This is a genomic window from Thioalkalivibrio sulfidiphilus HL-EbGr7 (assembly GCF_000021985.1).
GTDB classification, from domain to species: domain Bacteria; phylum Pseudomonadota; class Gammaproteobacteria; order Ectothiorhodospirales; family Ectothiorhodospiraceae; genus Thioalkalivibrio_A; species Thioalkalivibrio_A sulfidiphilus.
The window spans coordinates 1,453,262-1,470,346 of the sequence record NC_011901.1 but is presented as its reverse complement, the minus strand read 5'-3'; the positions used below and the strand labels follow the sequence as shown (position 1 = coordinate 1,470,346).

At 67.0% G+C, this 17,085-nt stretch carries 15 protein-coding genes; 8 read left to right on the top strand and 7 right to left on the bottom strand.

All coding sequences use genetic code 11. The features are described 5' to 3' along the window. Window positions 1-25: 25 nt before the first annotated feature. Window positions 26-2,338 (bottom strand): DNA internalization-related competence protein ComEC/Rec2, encoded by a 2,313-nt coding sequence (locus tag TGR7_RS06855; protein WP_012637936.1) that lies wholly within the window; start codon window positions 2,336-2,338, stop codon window positions 26-28. An 81-nt stretch (window positions 2,339-2,419) separates the two neighbouring features. Between TGR7_RS06855 and TGR7_RS06850 the strand changes: the two genes are divergently transcribed. Then, window positions 2,420-2,944 (top strand): DUF2062 domain-containing protein, encoded by a 525-nt coding sequence (locus TGR7_RS06850; RefSeq protein WP_012637935.1) that lies wholly within the window; start codon window positions 2,420-2,422, stop codon window positions 2,942-2,944. Between the two features lie 54 nt (window positions 2,945-2,998). Here TGR7_RS06850 and lolD read toward each other — a convergent pair whose 3' ends face one another. The 3 genes from lolD to sfsA all read right to left on the bottom strand — a co-directional run bounded on the left by lolD (window position 2,999) and on the right by sfsA (window position 5,727). Beyond that, window positions 2,999-3,691, bottom strand: a complete 693-nt coding sequence (lolD, locus tag TGR7_RS06845) for a lipoprotein-releasing ABC transporter ATP-binding protein LolD (RefSeq protein ID WP_012637934.1) — start codon at window positions 3,689-3,691, stop codon at window positions 2,999-3,001. A gap of 1 nt (window position 3,692) precedes the next feature. Next, window positions 3,693-4,940 (bottom strand): lipoprotein-releasing ABC transporter permease subunit, encoded by a 1,248-nt coding sequence (locus TGR7_RS06840; protein ID WP_012637933.1) that lies wholly within the window; start codon window positions 4,938-4,940, stop codon window positions 3,693-3,695. 73 nt (window positions 4,941-5,013) lie between these two features. After that, window positions 5,014-5,727: a DNA/RNA nuclease SfsA gene (gene sfsA / locus TGR7_RS06835; protein WP_012637932.1), complete on the bottom strand. Its 714-nt coding sequence runs from the start codon at window positions 5,725-5,727 to the stop codon at window positions 5,014-5,016. Window positions 5,728-5,895: 168 nt separating this feature from the next. Here sfsA and TGR7_RS06830 point away from each other — a divergent pair, with 168 nt between their 5' ends. The 7 genes from TGR7_RS06830 to TGR7_RS06800 all read left to right on the top strand — a co-directional run bounded on the left by TGR7_RS06830 (window position 5,896) and on the right by TGR7_RS06800 (window position 13,838). Next, window positions 5,896-6,195 carry a hypothetical protein gene (locus tag TGR7_RS06830; protein WP_012637931.1) on the top strand — a complete coding sequence of 100 codons (300 nt, stop codon included), beginning with the start codon at window positions 5,896-5,898 and terminating at the stop codon, window positions 6,193-6,195. A gap of 9 nt (window positions 6,196-6,204) precedes the next feature. Further along, complete coding sequence (locus TGR7_RS06825; RefSeq protein WP_012637930.1) at window positions 6,205-7,239, top strand: agmatine deiminase family protein; 1,035 nt, start codon at window positions 6,205-6,207, stop codon at window positions 7,237-7,239. A gap of 155 nt (window positions 7,240-7,394) precedes the next feature. Continuing rightward, the gene (locus TGR7_RS06820) at window positions 7,395-8,270 is read left to right on the top strand and encodes a carbon-nitrogen hydrolase (RefSeq protein WP_012637929.1); all 876 of its coding nucleotides are present in this window, start codon (window positions 7,395-7,397) and stop codon (window positions 8,268-8,270) included. Between the two features lie 127 nt (window positions 8,271-8,397). Further along, on the top strand, window positions 8,398-9,069 hold the full coding sequence (locus tag TGR7_RS06815) for a Crp/Fnr family transcriptional regulator (protein WP_012637928.1): 672 nt from the start codon (window positions 8,398-8,400) through the stop codon (window positions 9,067-9,069). A gap of 155 nt (window positions 9,070-9,224) precedes the next feature. Beyond that, window positions 9,225-9,422 carry a YgaP family membrane protein gene (locus TGR7_RS06810; protein ID WP_012637927.1) on the top strand — a complete coding sequence of 66 codons (198 nt, stop codon included), beginning with the start codon at window positions 9,225-9,227 and terminating at the stop codon, window positions 9,420-9,422. Between the two features lie 172 nt (window positions 9,423-9,594). Continuing rightward, entirely contained in the window at window positions 9,595-13,068 is a 3,474-nt protein-coding gene (gene mfd, locus TGR7_RS06805; protein ID WP_012637926.1) for a transcription-repair coupling factor, read from the top strand. A gap of 29 nt (window positions 13,069-13,097) precedes the next feature. Further along, window positions 13,098-13,838, top strand: coding sequence for a CsiV family protein (locus TGR7_RS06800; RefSeq protein ID WP_012637925.1), 741 nt, complete (start codon window positions 13,098-13,100; stop codon window positions 13,836-13,838). A 192-nt stretch (window positions 13,839-14,030) separates the two neighbouring features. Here TGR7_RS06800 and TGR7_RS06795 read toward each other — a convergent pair whose 3' ends face one another. The 3 genes from TGR7_RS06795 to TGR7_RS06785 form a co-directional block, all read right to left on the bottom strand. After that, window positions 14,031-14,966: a S49 family peptidase gene (locus tag TGR7_RS06795; protein ID WP_012637924.1), complete on the bottom strand. Its 936-nt coding sequence runs from the start codon at window positions 14,964-14,966 to the stop codon at window positions 14,031-14,033. 86 nt (window positions 14,967-15,052) lie between these two features. Then, window positions 15,053-15,739, bottom strand: a complete 687-nt coding sequence (locus tag TGR7_RS06790; protein ID WP_012637923.1) for an HAD family hydrolase — start codon at window positions 15,737-15,739, stop codon at window positions 15,053-15,055. 214 nt (window positions 15,740-15,953) lie between these two features. Continuing rightward, window positions 15,954-16,925, bottom strand: a complete 972-nt coding sequence (locus TGR7_RS06785; protein WP_012637922.1) for an RluA family pseudouridine synthase — start codon at window positions 16,923-16,925, stop codon at window positions 15,954-15,956. Between the last annotated feature and the right edge of the window lie 160 nt (window positions 16,926-17,085).

Below are 17,085 nucleotides of genomic sequence, written 5' to 3'. Positions count from 1 at the left end.
GAATTTTGAATCTTGAATTTAGAACTCACTCGCTGTGCCAGTAGCGCCGCGCCGTGATGCGCCACCCCGGCGGGCTGTGCAGCGGCTCTCCGGGCAGCAGATCCACGCGGATGGCGCCCTCCTCCGCCGTGCCGCGCAAGGGAATGCCGCGAATGTCCAGCCGCTCGCGCACCGAGGCATCGGGATGCCCGAAACGGCTGTTGAAGCCCGCCCCCACCAGCGCCAGAGTGGGTGACACCCGGTCCAGGAAGGCGTCGCTGGCCGCGTCCCGGGCGCCGTGATGGGGCAGCACCAGCACATCACTGCGCAAGCCGTCTGCCGCGAAATACAGCAGCACCGCCTCGCCGAGGCCGTCCACGTCACCGGGCAGCAGCACCCTGCCACCCGGCCCCTCCACCTGCAGCACGCAGGAGGAGATGTTGTCATCCCCCCAGTGGGGCGGCGGATGCAGGATGCGGAAATCCACGCCGTCCCAGCGCCAGGCCATGCCCCGTTCGCAGGGGATTGCCGGGACGCGCGCCTGGCGCAGGCCCCAGGCGCCCTGCACCTTGTGTACGGGGATCAGGTCGATGACGCTCTGTGCACCGCCCGCGTGGTCGTTGTCGCCGTGGCTGATCAGCAGCCGGTCCACCCGCCCCACGCCCTGGTGACGCAGAAACGGCACCACCACCGACTGTCCCGTATCAAAGCCCGAGAGGAAGCCGGGCCCGGTGTCATAGACCAGGGTGTGATGGCGGGTCTGGACCACCGCGGCAAGCCCCTGCCCCACGTCCAGCAGGGTCAGGCGCAACCCGCCCTCGGGCAGTTCCGGCGACGGCGGCCAGAGAAGCGGCAGACACAGCACCGGCGCCAGCGCCCGGCCCGGCAGCCCCCGTGGCAGCAGCCACAGGGCGATCCCCAGCGCCGCCAGGGCCAGGGCCCAGGCAGGACGCGAGGCATGCCAGCGGGCAAAGGGCAGCCCGGCGAGAAACTCAAGCCAGATCCAGATGAGACCCATCAGCCCATCCGCCAGCCAGGCAACGGGCAGGCCCGCGAGCGGATGCAGCAGGGTGAGCGCCGCCGAGAGCAGGGTCAGGGGCACTACCAGCAGCCCCACCCAGGGCACCGCAAGCAGATTGGCCAGGGGCGCCACCACCGAGGTCTGGCTGAAGAACACGAGCAGCAGTGGTGTCAGTCCCAGGGCCACCAGCACCTGGATGCGGGCGGCGGCCCGCCAGCCCGTGGGCGGGCGCAGGCGCCCCGTCAGGGAGAGCAGGATCACCGCCACGGCACCGAAGGAGAGCCAGAACCCGGCCCCCAGCACCGCACCGGGGTCCCACAGCAGCACCGCGATGAGTGCCAGGGACAGCACGCGCCATGGCTGTCCGGTGCGCCCGAGCCACACGGCGAGCATCACCACGCAGAGCATCACCAGGGCCCGCTGGGTGGGCACGGCGAAACCCGCGAGCATGGCATAGAAGGCCCCGGTGAAGACCGCCGCCAGGGCACCCGCCCGCTGGGCCGGGAGACACAGGGCGAGGGCCGGCTGACGACGCCACAACAGATTGACCAGGCCGTAACCCAGGCCCGCCATCAGACCGATGTGCAGACCCGAGATGGCCATCAGGTGATTGGTGCCCGTAGCCAGGAACACCGACCAGTGCTCGTCGGGAATCCGGGCACGATGGCCCACCGCGAGGGCCATGAGCACACCCGCGAAGCGCGCCTCCCCCGGCGTTCGGTCCAGCCCTTCGACGATGCGCTGGCGCAGGCGGTCCACGCCGCCGGACAGACCACGGGCCGCTTGCAGTCGCTGGTTGTCCGGGGCCACGCGCACCGTGGCCACTGCCCAGACACCCTGCTGGCGCAGCCAGCCCTCGTAGTCGAATCCCCCGGGGTTCATGAAACCCCGGGGCGCACGCAGGCGCAGGTGCAGCCGCCAGGTCTCACCCGGCCTCAGATCCGGAACACTTCCATACCAGGAGACCCGCAGGCGCAGTGTTTTCGTCCCGTCGGGAGCAGGAATGTCGAACAGGAAGCGCGTGGAATGGTCATAGACCACGGGGAGGGAGACGATGCGGCCCTCGAAGATCCCGTCGTGACGCAGATCCGCGGACGGCGGATCCGGGTGACGGCCGGCGTCGAACAAGGCCCAGGCAAAGCCGGCAGGCACGGCAACCAGCAGCCACAGCAGTGACCGAACGATGGCACGGTGACTCCGGGCGCGCGGACGGTACAATAGCGCCCCGCCAAGCAGCACAGCGGGTACGGCTGATAACATCCAAACGGGCGATGGAAGATGGGCCTGGAGTTGCAGCAGCCAGACACCGAGCAGGAAGCCCAGGGCCAGTATCGGCATGATCCCCTCCTTGGGATGTCACGAATCCGGTCTACCATGACCTGTACGATGGATTGAAACTCAAACCTCCGACCGCCGTCCATGGCCAAGAAGATCATCAAGCGACTGTTTCCGTCCTACCATCGGGTGAGGGACCACCAGTCGCTGCGCTTTCTGGGCACCCTGCTGCACGACCCCAACCTCTGGCACATGAACCGCCGTTCCGTGGCGGGTGCCTTTGCCGTAGGCCTGTTCATCGCCCTGCTGCCCCTGCCCTTCCAGATGATCATCTCGGCCCTGATCGCCATCATGATCCGGGTGAACCTGCCCATCTCGGTGTTGCTGGTGTGGATCACCAATCCGCTCACCATGGGCCCCATCTACTACACCGCCTACACCATCGGCCGCAAGGTGCTGGACCTGCCCCGCGTCGGTTTTTCCTTTGAGCTGAGCCTGCAGTGGTTCACCCAGGAACTGCTGATCATCTGGAAGCCCCTGCTGCTGGGCAGCCTGATCATGGCCACCGTGGCGGCGATCGCCGGTTACGTGGCCGTCCGTGTGTTGTGGCGCCTGCACATCCTGAGCCGGATCAACTGGCGCAGGCGCGGCAAGAAGGTGGAGGGGTAAGGAGCGAGTGGTTTACGTCTCACCCCTGCCTCCTCACGCCTCACAGTTCATAATTCAATCCAGCCTGCCGTCCGTCAGGGTCAGCACCCGGTCCATCTTCTCCGCCAGGCGCATGTCGTGGGTGACGATCACCAGGGCGGTACCGGAGGAACGGTTGAGGCGCATCATCAGCTGGTAGATGTCCTCGGCGCGCTTGCTGTCCAGGTTGCCGGTGGGCTCGTCGGCCAGCACCGCCTGGGGCTCGGTGATCAGGGCGCGGGCAATGGCCGCCCTTTGGCGCTCGCCGCCGGAAAGCTCGCCGGGTTTGTGCTCCAGGCGATTGGTCATGCCCACCCGCTCCAGCAGGTGCCTTGCCCGGTCGGCGGCGGCGGTGGGATGCATGCCGCGGATGAGCATGGGCATGGCCACGTTCTCCAGCGCCGTGAACTCGGGCAACAGGTGATGGAACTGGTAGATGAAGCCCAGGTGCTGGTTGCGCAGCCGCCCCCGGGCGGCATCACCCAGGCGGCTCATGTCCACGCCGCACACCTTCACGGTACCCGCCGTAGGCCTGTCCAGCCCGCCCAGCAGGTGCAGCAGGGTGCTCTTGCCGCTGCCCGAGGCGCCCACGATGGCCACCCGCTCGCCGGGCTGAACGGTCAGATCCACGTTCTCCAGCACACGGGCCTTGAGGCCGCCCTCGTCGAAGATGCGGCTCAGTCCCTTGGCCTCGATCACCGGGCCGTTATGGAAATCGGTATCCACCATGTCACTCGTAGCGCAGGGCCTCGGCGGGCTGGGTACGGGAGGCCCGCCAGGCCGGGTAAAGGGTGGCCAGCACCGTGAGCAGGAAGGCCAGCACGCCGACCCGCATGACGTCGAAGCCCTTCAGGTCCGAGGGCAGGTCACTGATGTAATAGACGTCGGCGGGCAGGAACTGCATGCCCAGCATCTGCTCGATGGCGGGCACGATGGTCTCCACGTTGAGCGCCAGCGTCACGCCGCCCGCCACGCCGAAGGCGGTGCCCACCAGGCCGATCAGGGTGCCCTGCACCATGAACACCCCCATCACCGAGGCGGGCGACAGGCCCAGGGTGCGCAGGATGGCGATGTCCGACTGTTTGTCGGTGACCACCATCACCAGGGTGGAGACGATGTTGAAGGCAGCCACGGCGACGATCAGGGACAGGATGATGAACATCACCGTCTTCTCGGTGCGCACGGCGCGGAAGAAGTTGGCGTGCTGGCGGGTCCAGTCGCTGACCCAGTAGCGCCCGCCCAGACGATCGGCCACGTCCCGGGCGATGAAGGGGGCGCGCATCATGTCGTCCATCTTCAGGCGCAGCCCGGTGACGTTGTCCTCGTACTGGAACACCCGGCGCGCGTCATCCAGGTGCATGAAGGCGGTGCTGCGGTCGTATTCATACATGCCCACCTCGAACACGCCCACCACAAGCAGGCGCCGCAACCGGGGCATCACACCGGCGGGGGTGACCGTGGCCTGGGGGGTCACCAGGGTCACCCGGTCGCCCACCCCGGCGCCCAGGCTCGCCGCCAGTTCCTTGCCCAGCACCACGCCGTACTCGCCGCCGCGCAGCGCCTCCATGCTGCCGAACTTGATGTGCTCGGCCACCCGAGAGACGTGCTTCTCCCGCTCCGGCAGGATGCCGCGGATCAGGGCACCGCTCACCTGCCCCTGGCCCTGGAGCATGCCCTCGGCCTGGATGTAGGGCGCCGCGCCCAGTACCCGCGGTTCGCCCTCGATGCGTGCCGCCAGGGTCTGCCAGTCCGCCAGGCGACCGGAGAAATCGCTGATGGTGGCATGGGAGACCATGCCCAGGATGCGCTCGCGCAGTTCCTTCTCGAAGCCGTTCATCACCGACAGCACGGTAATCAGCGCCGTCACCCCCAGGGCAATCCCCGCCATGGAGATCAGGGAGATGAAGGAGATGAAGTGGTTGCGGCGCTTGGCGCGGGTGTAGCGCAGGCCGATGTAGAGTTCGAGGGGACGAAACATGCGCGGATTAAATCACAGCCGGGCGGGCCGATACAGCGGCGACACGGGGAATTGGGCTTGGATTCATGGCTTTTTATCCGGCGCGGCTCAGATCCACATCGAGAACCCGCTCGAGCACCACCCCACCGGGCCAGACACGGGCGCCACAGGCCAGCACCCGCACACCGGCCTGCGCCGCCTCGCGCAGGCGCTGTCCGTACAGGGGATCGATGGCATCGGCGGGCCGGACCGTATGCACGTCGCCCCGCTGCACGCAGAACACCAGCGCCGCCTGGTGGCCTTCACGGACCATGAGCATGAGTTCCTCCAGGTGCTTGCTGCCCCGGGCGGAGACCGCATCGGGGAAGATGGCCACGCCCTCACTGACCGCGGCGGTCACGTTCTTGACCTCCACATAGCAGCGGCGTTCCCCGTCCTCGAGCAGCAGGTCGATGCGGCTGCCCTGATCCCCGTAACGCACCTCACGACGCAGCCCGGGCCAGCCGGCCAGCTCAGCGATCAGGCCGCTGCCGATGGCCTCCTCCACCAGCCGGTTGGAGAGGCCCGTGTTGATGCCCACCAGGGCACCCTCCGCCTCGACCAGTTGCCAGGTATGGGCGTACTTGCGCTTGGGGTCCGGGGAATGGCTCAGCCACACCCGGGACCCCGGTTCCATGCAGCCCATCATGGAACCGGTGTTGGGACAGTGGGCGGTGAACTCACGGCCGTCCGGGGTGCGCACGTCGGCCAGAAAACGCTTGTAGCGGCGCAGCAGCGTCACCTCGATGAGCGCGGGCTCAAACTCCATGATCGGGATTCCGTGTCTGGTGGTGGCGCCGGCATCCGGGGTGTGACGGACTTCCAGGAAACGGCGGTGAAAAATCTCGCAGGCTCAACAACCTGGCATGGTTTCCTCAGGCTCAGGTCCAATGCTATAGTCAGGCCATCGACCTTACCCAGCATGCGGGAGTGCATCATGTCTATTGTACGCGGATTCCTGTTCGCCCTGTTGGCCCTCGTGCTCGCCAGCCTGCCCGCAACGGCCGACGTGCTGCTGATCGACGGCAGCCCGGTGGTGGTGAAAATGGGCGAGCAGCCCACCCGCGGCATGCATGAACGCACCGTGCTGGCCCGCTTCGGCGAACCCGAAGCCCGCCATCCGGCCGTGGGCGAGCCCCCCATCAGCCGCTGGGACTACAACGGCTATTCCGTGATCTTCGAAGGTCCCTTCGTTCTGCACACCGTGGTGCGCGGCGAACGCCCCGACGCCCGCTGAGTCTTCTCCATGTCCCGTGTCCTGCCCGCCGAGTGGGCGCCCCAGAGCGGCGTCCAGCTCACCTGGCCCCATGGCCGTAGCGACTGGTCCTACCTGCTCGATGACGCCGATGCGGTGTTCGCCTCCATCGGCGCCGCCGTCACCCGTTTCGAGCGCCTGCTGGTGGTCTGCCAGGACGAGGCCCACCGCAGCCATGTCCTGCAACGGCTGGAGGCCGCCGGCGCCGACCTTGCCCGGGTGATCACCGCCCTGGCCCCGGCCAACGACACCTGGGCCCGGGACCACGGCCCCATCACGGTGCTGGAGGACGGCCGTCTCAAGCTGCTGGACTTCACCTTCAACGGCTGGGGCGGCAAGTATGCCGCCGATGAGGACAACCGCATCACCGCGCGTCTCAAGGCACTGGGTATCTTCGACGACCTGCCCGTGGAGCCCGTGGACCTGGTGCTGGAGGGCGGCTCCATCGAATCCGACGGCCAGGGCACCCTGCTCACCACCGCCGGCTGCCTGCTCACCCCCACCCGCAACCCGCACCTGGATCGCGCCGGCATCGAGCAGGTGCTGAAGCAGTCCCTGGGCGTGCGGCGGGTGCTGTGGCTGGAACACGGCGACCTGGAGGGGGACGACACCGACGGCCACGTGGATACCCTGGCGCGCCTGTGCACCCCCGACACCATCGCCTACGTCACCTGCAATGACCGGGACGATCCCCACCATGGACCGCTCAAGGCCATGGAGGCGGAACTCAAGGCCCTGCGCACCGCCGACGGTGAACCCTACCGCCTGGTGGCCCTGCCCCTGCCCGCCCCCATCCAGGACGAGGACGGTCGGCGCCTGCCCGCCACCCACGCCAATTTCCTGATCATCAACGGCGCGGTGCTGGTGCCCACCTACGACGACCCCACGGACGCCATCGCCCTTGAACGCCTGGGCGAAGTGTTCCCGGACCGGGAGATCATTGGCATCGACTGCCGCACCCTGATCCACCAGTACGGCAGCCTGCACTGCGTCACCATGCAGCTGCCGGAGGGCGTGCTCGTCTAGGTTGCGGGGATCAAACGCTGAGATCGCAGAGGCGCAGAGGGCGCAAAGGCTTTAGAATTTTTTTCAGGATCTTTGCGTTCTCTGCGACTCTGCGACCTTTGCGTTACCATCGCGAATCTAACACCCTGCGCCCATCTCAACATCGGATTGCCCCCATGAAGATCGCACTCGTGCAGCAGGCCAACACCGCCGACCGTGAGGCCAACCTGGCCAGGAGCCTCAAGGCCATCGGCGAGGCGGCCACCGCCGGCGCCAGGCTGGTGGTGCTGCAGGAACTGCACACCGGCCTGTACTTCTGCCAGACCGAGGACACGGATGTGTTCGACCAGGCCGAGCCCATCCCCGGCCCCAGCACCCAGGCCCTCTCGGAGGCCGCGGCGAAGCACGGCGTGGTGATCGTGGGCTCCCTGTTCGAGCGTCGTGCCGCGGGGCTCTATCACAACACCGCCGTGGTGCTGGATGCGGACGGACGGCTCGCCGGCACCTACCGCAAGATGCACATCCCCGACGATCCCGGCTACTACGAGAAGTTCTACTTCACCCCCGGCGACCTGGGCTTCGAGCCCGTTGACACCGCCGTGGGACGTCTGGGCGTGCTGGTGTGCTGGGACCAGTGGTTCCCGGAAGCGGCGCGGCTCATGGCCCTGGCCGGTGCGGAACTGCTGATCTACCCCACCGCCATCGGCTGGAACCCGGAAGACCCCGAGGACGAACAGGCCCGCCAGCGGGAAGCCTGGATCACCATCCAGCGGGCCCATGCCGTGGCCAACGGCCTGCCGGTGGTGAGCGTCAACCGCACCGGTTTCGAAGCAGACCCCAGCGGCGTGACCGCCGGCAGCCGGTTCTGGGGATCGAGCTTCGTGTGCGGCCCCCAGGGGGAGTTCCTGGCCCAGGCGCCCACGGACCAGGAGACCGTGCTGGTGGCCGAAGTGGACATGGCCCGCGCCGAGCAGGTGCGCCGCATCTGGCCCTACCTGCGCGACCGGCGCATCGACGCCTACCAGGATCTGCTCAGGCGCTATCGTGATTAAAAGCCTTTGAACGCAAAGAGCGCAAAGGTTCGCGAAGGACGCAAAGCAAACCAGATTGATGTAAAAGCCTTCGTGCAACCCCTGGGCCTTCGCGGTTCGCTTTTCACTGCACAGGGATCACCGAACGATGACAGCCACGCCAAAGCCCCTCTGGACACGGTATTTCCCGAGCCTCGATCAGGTGGATGACCCGACGGGTCTCGGCGTGCTGGCCGATGCCCGGGAGATCCAGGCGCCGGAGGGCACCGTGGTGTTCCGGCCTGGCAGCGTCTGCGAACAGTACCTGCTGGTGACCGAGGGTTCGGTGCGGGTGCAGCAGACCTCCAGCAGCGGGCGGGAGATCGTGCTCTACCGGGTGCAGACCGGTGAGTCCTGCGTGCTCACCACCTCCTGCCTGCTGGGCGGCAACCGCTACGGCGCCGAGGGCATCTGCGAGACATCAATCCAGGGCATCGCCATCCCCGCGCCCCGGTTCATGGAAGGCATCGAGTCTTCCCCCGGCTTCCGGCGTTTCGTGTTCCAGGGCTACGGCCATCGCATCGCGGAGCTCATGACCCTGATCGACGAGGTGGCCTTCGGCCGCCTCAACGTGAGGCTGGCCCAGCGCCTGCTGGAACTGGCCCACGGCCAGGACGCCTTGCACTGCACCCACCAGGACCTGGCCGTGGAACTGGGCAGCGCCCGGGAGGTGGTCAGCCGCGCCCTCAAGGACTTCGAGCGCCAGGGCTGGGTGCATCTCTCCCGGGGCCAGATCGACCTGCTGGACCGCCCTGCCCTGGAGCGGCTCGCCAAAGGCTGACCAGTGTTTGCGTCACTGCACTCTCCCAATCTACGCATCTATACCCTTCCCACTTCCCAATTCTCCCTTCTCACTTCGAAGCAGTGACAAGATCACTGAACCCCGCCCCATCCTGGACTATGCTCCCTGTCATTCCCAACCGGAGGACAGACATCATGAGCCTGGAAACACTGAAGAACATGGGTTCCGCCGACCGCATCATCCGCGCCGTGGTGGGCCTCGTGCTGATCGCCCTGGTGTTCGTCGGACCCCAGACCCCCTGGGGCTGGATCGGCATCATCCCCCTTGTGACCGCCGTCATCGGCTGGTGCCCAGCCTACAACATCATCGGATTCAAGACCTGCAAGTCTTGAAGGCAGTGGCAAGTCTCAAGTGGCAAGGAAACCCGCATCACAATCATCACCGATGTGTGACCCAGCACGGTTTTCCTTGCCACTAGCCACTTGAGACTTGCCACTGTTACTGCACCGGCCCCGCCGGTGCAGTAAAATGGGCGGCCATTTTGTCCGCACATGACCGCCCCTGATGTCCGTCCTGTACAGTCCCCTCACGCCACCCGCCCTGCCCGACAAGCCCGGCCAGCATCGCTGGGGCCGCCTCTATGGCGCCGCCCGGGGCCTTGCCATGGCCCGTGCCCTGGCGGGGCACAAGGGGCTGGGTGTGGTGATCACACCGGATACCCGGGAGGCTGAGACCCTGGCCCGGGAACTGGAATTCTTCCTGGGCGACGACAGCCTGCCGGTGCTCACCCTGCCGGACTGGGAGACCCTGCCCTACGACCTGTTCTCCCCCCATGAGGACATCATCTCCCAGCGCCTGGAGACCCTCTACCGCCTGCCGGACCTGAGCCGGGGCATCCTGGTGGTGCCGGTCAACACCCTGATGCAGCGCATCGCGCCCCGGGCCTGGCTCCAGGGACGCGTGCTGATGCTCGCCAACGGCGACCGGCTGGATCGGGACGCCCTGCGCCGCAACCTGGAACAGGCGGGCTACCACTGCGTCAGCCAGGTGATGGAACACGGCGAGTTCGCCGTGCGCGGCTCGCTCATCGACCTGTTCCCCATGGGCAGCCTGGAGCCCTACCGGGTGGACCTGCTGGACGATGAAATCGAGTCCATCCGCAGCTTCGACCCCGAATCCCAGCGCAGCCTCGACAGCGTGAACGCCGTGCGCCTGCTGCCGGCCCACGAGTTCCCCATGGACGAGGCCGCCATCAAGGGCTTCCGCCAGCGCTACCGCACCCGCTTCGAGGGCGACCCCCAGGCCAGCATCATCTACCGGGACGTGAGCCAGGGGATGGCACCGGCGGGCATCGAGTACTACCTGCCCCTGTTCTTCGAACAGATGGACACCCTGTTCGACTACCTGCCCGGCAACGTGCGCCTGATCCAGGTGGGTGGCATCGAGGACACCGCCGCCGAGTTTCTCGCCCAGGCGGCGCAGCGCCATGAGCAGCGTCGCCACGACCGTGAGCGCCCCATCCTCTCGCCCGAGGAGATCTTTCTCACCGCCGAGGAACTCAAGGCCCAGCTCACCGGGCGCCCGGGTATCCGGGTGGAACGCCCCGAGCAGCTGGACGCCACCCCCGGCGCGGTGAACTTCGACGTGGGCGCCCTCCCGGACCTGCGCCTGCACATCCGCCAGTCCGATCCGGCGGCCTCACTCAAGACCTTCCTGGACGGCTTCGACGGCCGCGTGCTCATTGCCGCCGAGTCCGCCGGACGCCGGGAATTCCTCGTCGACAGCCTGCGCCCCTTCGGCCTGCCCCCCACCCCGGTGGAGGACTGGCAAGGTTTCGTGAGCGGCGACGCACGCCTGGCCATCACCGTCGCGCCCGTCGAGGACGGCATGCGCATGGCCTGCTGCGGACTGGCGGTCATCACCGAACCCGCCCTGTTCGGCGAGCGGGCCCACCAGGAGCGCCGGCGCAAGCGTCCCACCCGGGACGCGGACGCGGTCATCAGCAACCTCACCGACCTGCATCCGGGCGCCCCGGTGGTGCACGAGGAACACGGCGTGGGCCGCTACCTGGGTCTGCAGAAGCTGGCCGTGGGCGGCCAGGAGACGGAGTTCCTGGCCCTGGAATACGCCGGCGGCGACAAGCTTTACGTGCCGGTGTCCTCCCTGCACCTGGTGAGCCGCTACACCGGCGCCGACACCGAACACGCCCCCCTGCACAAGCTGGGCGGTGAGCAATGGGCGAAGATCCGCCGCAAGGCCGCGGAGAAGGCCCGGGACGTGGCCGCCGAACTGCTGGAGATCTACGCCAGACGCGCCGCCCGCCAGGGCCAGTCCTTCGACGTGCAGGCCACCGGCTACGCGGCCTTTGCCGACAGCTTCCCCTTCGAGGAGACCCCGGACCAGGCCCGGGCCATCGAGGCGGTGCTGGAGGACATGGCCTCCCCCCGCCCCATGGACCGGGTGGTGTGCGGCGACGTGGGTTTCGGCAAGACCGAGGTGGCCATGCGCGCCGCCTTCGTGGCCGCCAGCAGCGGCCAGCAGGTGGCGGTGCTGGTGCCCACCACCCTGCTGGCCCAGCAGCATTACCAGAACTTCAGCGACCGCTTCGCCGACTGGCCCATCCGCATCGAGTCCCTGTCGCGCTTTCGCAGCGCCAAGGACACCAAGGCCGTGCTGGAGGGCCTGGCCGACGGGCGCGTGGACATCGTCATCGGCACCCACAAGCTCATCCAGGGGGACGTGAAGTTCAAACGCCTGGGCCTGGTCATCATCGACGAGGAACACCGCTTCGGCGTGCGTCACAAGGAGCGCCTCAAGGCCCTGCGCGCCGAGGTGGACATGCTCACGCTGACCGCCACGCCCATTCCGCGCACGCTGAACATGGCGCTCTCGGGCCTGCGGGATCTGTCCATCATCGCCACGCCGCCCATGGAGCGTCACGCCATCAAGACCTTCATCAGCCAGTGGAACGACGCGCTGATCCAGGAGGCCATCACCCGCGAGATCCGCCGCGGCGGGCAGGTCTACTTCCTGCACAACGCGGTGGAGAGCATCGAGAGGAAGGCCCGCGAGATCGCCGAGCTGGTGCCCGGCGCCGACATCGGCATCGCCCACGGGCAGATGCGCGAGAGCGAGCTTGAGAAGGTGATGCTGGACTTCTACCACCGGCGCCACAACGTGCTGGTGTGCACCACCATCGTGGAAAGCGGCATCGACGTGCCCACCGCCAACACCATCATCATCGACCGCGCCGACAAGCTGGGCCTGTCCCAGCTGCACCAGCTGCGCGGCCGGGTGGGCCGTTCCCACCACCGGGCCTACGCCTACCTGATCACGCCCCACCCCTCGGCCATGACCCCGGATGCGGTCAAGCGCCTGGAGGCCATCGAGTCCCTGGAAGACCTGGGCGTGGGCTTCACCCTGGCCTCCCACGACCTGGAGATCCGCGGCGCCGGCGAACTGCTGGGCGAGGGCCAGAGCGGCCAGACCCAGGAGATCGGCTTCACCCTCTACAACGAGCTGCTGGAGCGGGCGGTGAAGGCCATGAAGAAGGGCGAGATGCCGGACCTGGACCGTCCCATGGCCGAGGTCACCGAAGTGGACCTGGGCGTGCCGGCGCTGCTGCCCGACGACTACGTGCCCGACGTGCACACGCGCCTGATCCTCTATAAGCGCATCGCCAGCTGCCAGTCCGAGGCCGCCCTGCGGGAACTGCAGGTGGAGATGATCGACCGCTTCGGCCTGCTGCCCGCCCAGGCCAAGAACCTGATGGCGGTGACCGAACTGCGCCTGAGCCTGGAACCCCTCGGTGTGCGCAAGCTGGAGGTGGGTCCCCAGGGCGGGCGTTTCAGTTTCCAGGCCACCCCCAACCTGGATCCCGCGCGGCTCATCCAGCTGATCCAGTCGGACCCGAAGACGTACAAGATGGACCCGGAGCAGCGCCTGCGCTTCTTCGAACCCATGGAGGACCTGGAGCAGCGCATCCAGGCGGTAAAGCGTATCCTGAACACCCTGGCCATCAAGCGGGAGGCCGCCTGAGGCGCCACCGCACCGACACGGACATGCCCATGCTGCACAGACTGACCCGAAACCTGAGCCGACACTGCCTGCTCGCCGCCCTGTGTCTCGCCGTCGTGCTGCCCGCCCCTGCGCCGGCCCAGGAGCCGCGCATGTTCCGGGTGGAAATGGTGCTGGTGCGCCACACCGACCGGCAGGCACTGCACAGCGAGGTCTGGCAGAGCGCCTCTGTGCCACGCATCGAAGAGGCACTGGTGCTCGGGGAGGCCCCTCCGGAAAGCCGCTTCAGGGACGCTTCGGGTACGCCCTTCGGACTGCGCGACGTGGTCACCCGGCTGGAGCAGGCCCCCCTCTATGACGTGATCGCCAGTTTCGCCTGGGAACAGCCCGGGCTTGCCCCCGAGGCCGCCATCCCGGTGCGCATCCAGGCCGGCCCCCTGCTCGGTCGCAAGGTGCCCGAGGAGACGCCGGGATTCACCCCCTGGCAGATCGCCCCGGTGATGTCGCCCATGATGGACCGCGCCGCCGTCGAGCCCGAGGCGCCGAAACCGCTCTACGAGGTGGACGGCACCGTGACCCTGAGCCTCGCCCGTTTCCTGCACCTGCAGACCGACCTGCTCTACCGTCGCGCCACACAGGAGACACTGCCCGGCGACCATGTCTGGACCCTGGAGGGCGGTCAGTTCGCGGAGAGCTACATCAGCGAGCGCCGACGCATGCGCTCAAGAGAAGTGCACTACCTGGATCACCCGATGATGGGCATCATCGTGGAGATCACGCCGATCGAGTAGGCGTGGCGACCTCGCCACGAATGCCACATCCGCCTAGCCTCGCCCATTCACGCAGAGGACGCAGAGACGCGGAGAACGCAAAGAGTTATTGATCGAACTTGCTTGGCGTTCTCCGCGTCCTCTGCGTCCTCTGCGTTCAGCTCACCCCCCGATAGATGTCATGACGAGCGATTCGGCCCGAAGTCGGGCCTCCTACCGGATCGTGGGTTCGCTCAGATTCACGATCGCCCGGCCCATGGCGGCACCGAAGCTGTCCGCGAGGCGGCGGAAGATGTCCTGGCGGGGCGTGAAGTCCACGATGTTCTCCTGGCCGATCACCTCGCGGGCCACATAACCGGGGCTGCCCAGACCGTCGATGATGCCCAGCGCCAAGGCCTCGTCGCCGGTCCAGATCAGGCCGTTGAACAACTCCTCGTCACTGCCCTTGAGCCGGTCGCCGCGACCGGTCTTGACCGCGTCCACGAACTGAGCGTGGATGTTGTCCAGCAGGCGCTGCACGTGGGCCTGCTCCCGGGGATCGACGGGCAGGAAGGGGTCCAGGAGCCCCTTGTTCTCGCCGGCGGTCATGAGCCGTCGTTCGATGCCCAGCTTGTCGATGGCCTCCACCAGGCCGAAGCCATCCATGCGCACGCCGATGGAACCCACCACGCTGGAGGCATCGGCATAGATGTAATCCGCCGACACCACGGCGTAGTAACCACCCGAGGCGCCCACGTCGCTGATCACCGCGTAGACCGGGGTGTCGGGATGCTCGGCCTTCAGGCGGCGCAGTTCGTTGTTGATGTAGGCGGACTGCACCGGACTGCCGCCAGGGCTGTTGACTCGCAGCATCACCGCCACAGTGTTCTTGTCTCGGAACGCCTGGCGCAGCCCCTGGGTCACCAGGTCCGCGCTGGCCTGGCTGCTCTCGCTGATCACCCCCTGGATGTCCACCAGGGCGGTGTGCGGGCCGGGCTTCTTCGCCCCTGGACCCATGGGACCGCTCATGAAGATGATCAGCAGCAGGAACAGGTAACCGAAGCCCAGCAGCTTGAAGAAGACCCCCCAACGCCGGGCACGGCGCTGTTCCTGGATGCCCGCCAGGGCGATCTTGGTGAGGGCTTCGCGTTCCCAGTTGTCTTGAGACATGGAGTCAAACCTTTTTTGAAGTGAGAAGTGGGATTTGGGAAGTGGGAAAAAGACTCTGGGCCATCGCAATACCGTAAGCAGCAGGCTTACTTCGCACTTCCCAATTCGCCCTTCCCACTTCCAGAGAGCCACTGGGGCAAGTGCCGCAGATCATCCATCAGGGCCACCGGCGCGTGCCGGGCCAGGCGATGCCCGCCGTGCACCCCATAGGTCACGCCGAGACGGTCGGTGCCGGCGTTGCTGGCCATGAGCATATCGTACTCGCTGTCGCCAATCATGAGCGTGTCAGCGGGCATGAGGCCCAGCTCATCCATGATCTCGTTGAGCATGGCGGGATGGGGTTTCGAAAAGGTTTCATCGGCGCAGCGGGTGGCGAGGAAATGCCGGCCGAGCCCGGTCTCCTCCAGCACCCGGTCCAGCCCCGGCCGCGACTTGCCCGTGGCCACTGCCAGCCAGTAGCCTGCCGACTCCAGGTCCGCCAGCAGTTCCGCCATGCCCGGGAACAGGGCCGAGGGCGTGGGATCCCGTTCCAGGAAATGCACCCGGTAGGCGGCGCGAAAGTCATGTACGAAGCCTTCATCAGAACCGGGGTACAGGGCCGCGATGGCCTCCTCCAGCCCCAGACCGATGATGTCCCGCAGGGCGTGCTCGTCCCGGTCCTCGGCACCGGTATCGGCAATCGCCCCGCGCAGGCAGGACACGATCCGGGCGGCGGAATCCATCAGGGTGCCGTCCCAGTCGAACACCAGGAGTTGGTAGGGTCTGGATGACATAGGATAATGAAAACCTTATAAACCAGCCACAGAGGACACAGAGGACACAGAGGACACAGAGGTCACAGAGGTCACAGAGTCGAAATAAAATCCTCGAATAAGCGACCTGCTGACCCGATGCTCCGTTGGAACCCAGCGTTCACAGACACCAGATGGGGGTTTTTGACTCTGTGACCTTTGTGTCCTCTGTGGCTAAATTACTTCGAGACAACCCTCAGACATCCAAAGGCTCCAGCCGTTCCAGCACCGCCTCCAGGTCCGCCGGCAGGGGGGCCTGGATCTGGTAAGGACGTTCATGGCCGGGCAGATGGAACCTCAGGGTCTCGGCGTGCAGGAACTGGCGCTTGAGCCCCAGGCGTTTCATGCGCCGGTTGAACTCGAAATCGCCGTACTGGCTGTCGCCGGCCACGGGGAAGCCCTCGTGGGCGGCGTGCACCCGGATCTGGTGGGTGCGGCCGGTGCCGATTTCAACCCCCATGAGGGTGGCGTCCACGAAATGCCGGCGCGGGAAGAAGAAGCTCTCGGCGTGCTTGCCGTCCTCGTCGACCTCCACCTTGCGCACCTGGGTACGGGGGCCCTTGCGGGCCAGGGTCTCGGAGATCCGGCGCGGGCCGCCCTGCCAGACACCGGCCAGCAGGGTCACGTAGTGCTTGTCCACCCCGCCGGACTTGAGCGCCTCGTGGAAGGCCAGCAGGGCCTCCCTGCGCTTGGCCAGTACCAGGCAACCGCTGGTCTCCCGGTCCAGCCGGTGGGCCAGTTCCAGGAAATCGGCCCGGGGCCGCAGGCGTCGCATGGCCTCGATGAGCCCCAGTTTCACGCCGCTGCCACCGTGCACCGCGAGCCCCGCCGGCTTGTTGAGCACCAGCAGGTCCTCGTCCTCCAGCAGCACCGCCCGGCGCAGGGTCTCGGCCAGCTCCCCGGGCAGGGGCATCTGGCTGTCATCCGGGGGGCTCGCGGCCTGGCGCACCGGCGGGATGCGCACCTGGTCCCCTTCCTGGAGGCGGTACTCGGGCTTCGCCCGTCCCTTGTTGACCCGCACCTCGCCCTTCCTCAGCAGGCGATAGACATGGCTCTTGGGCACCCCCTTGAGCTGCCCCAGCAGGAAATTGTCCAGGCGCTGGCCGGCCTGACCGGATCCGACCCGGACCAGGGTGACTTTGGAGGGCGGGGAATCGGCTGTTTTCATGGTGCGGGGCGGGCTGAGGCGGATCGGGATAATAACCGATCCATCAAGGGTTTGAACGCATTGTTGCAGATTGGTATCATGAAGTGTCACGTGGGATAGATCGGCAGTTTTCCTCCGCGCCGGCTTATTCCTTGCGGTGTCCTTCGAAACGCCCTCCCCC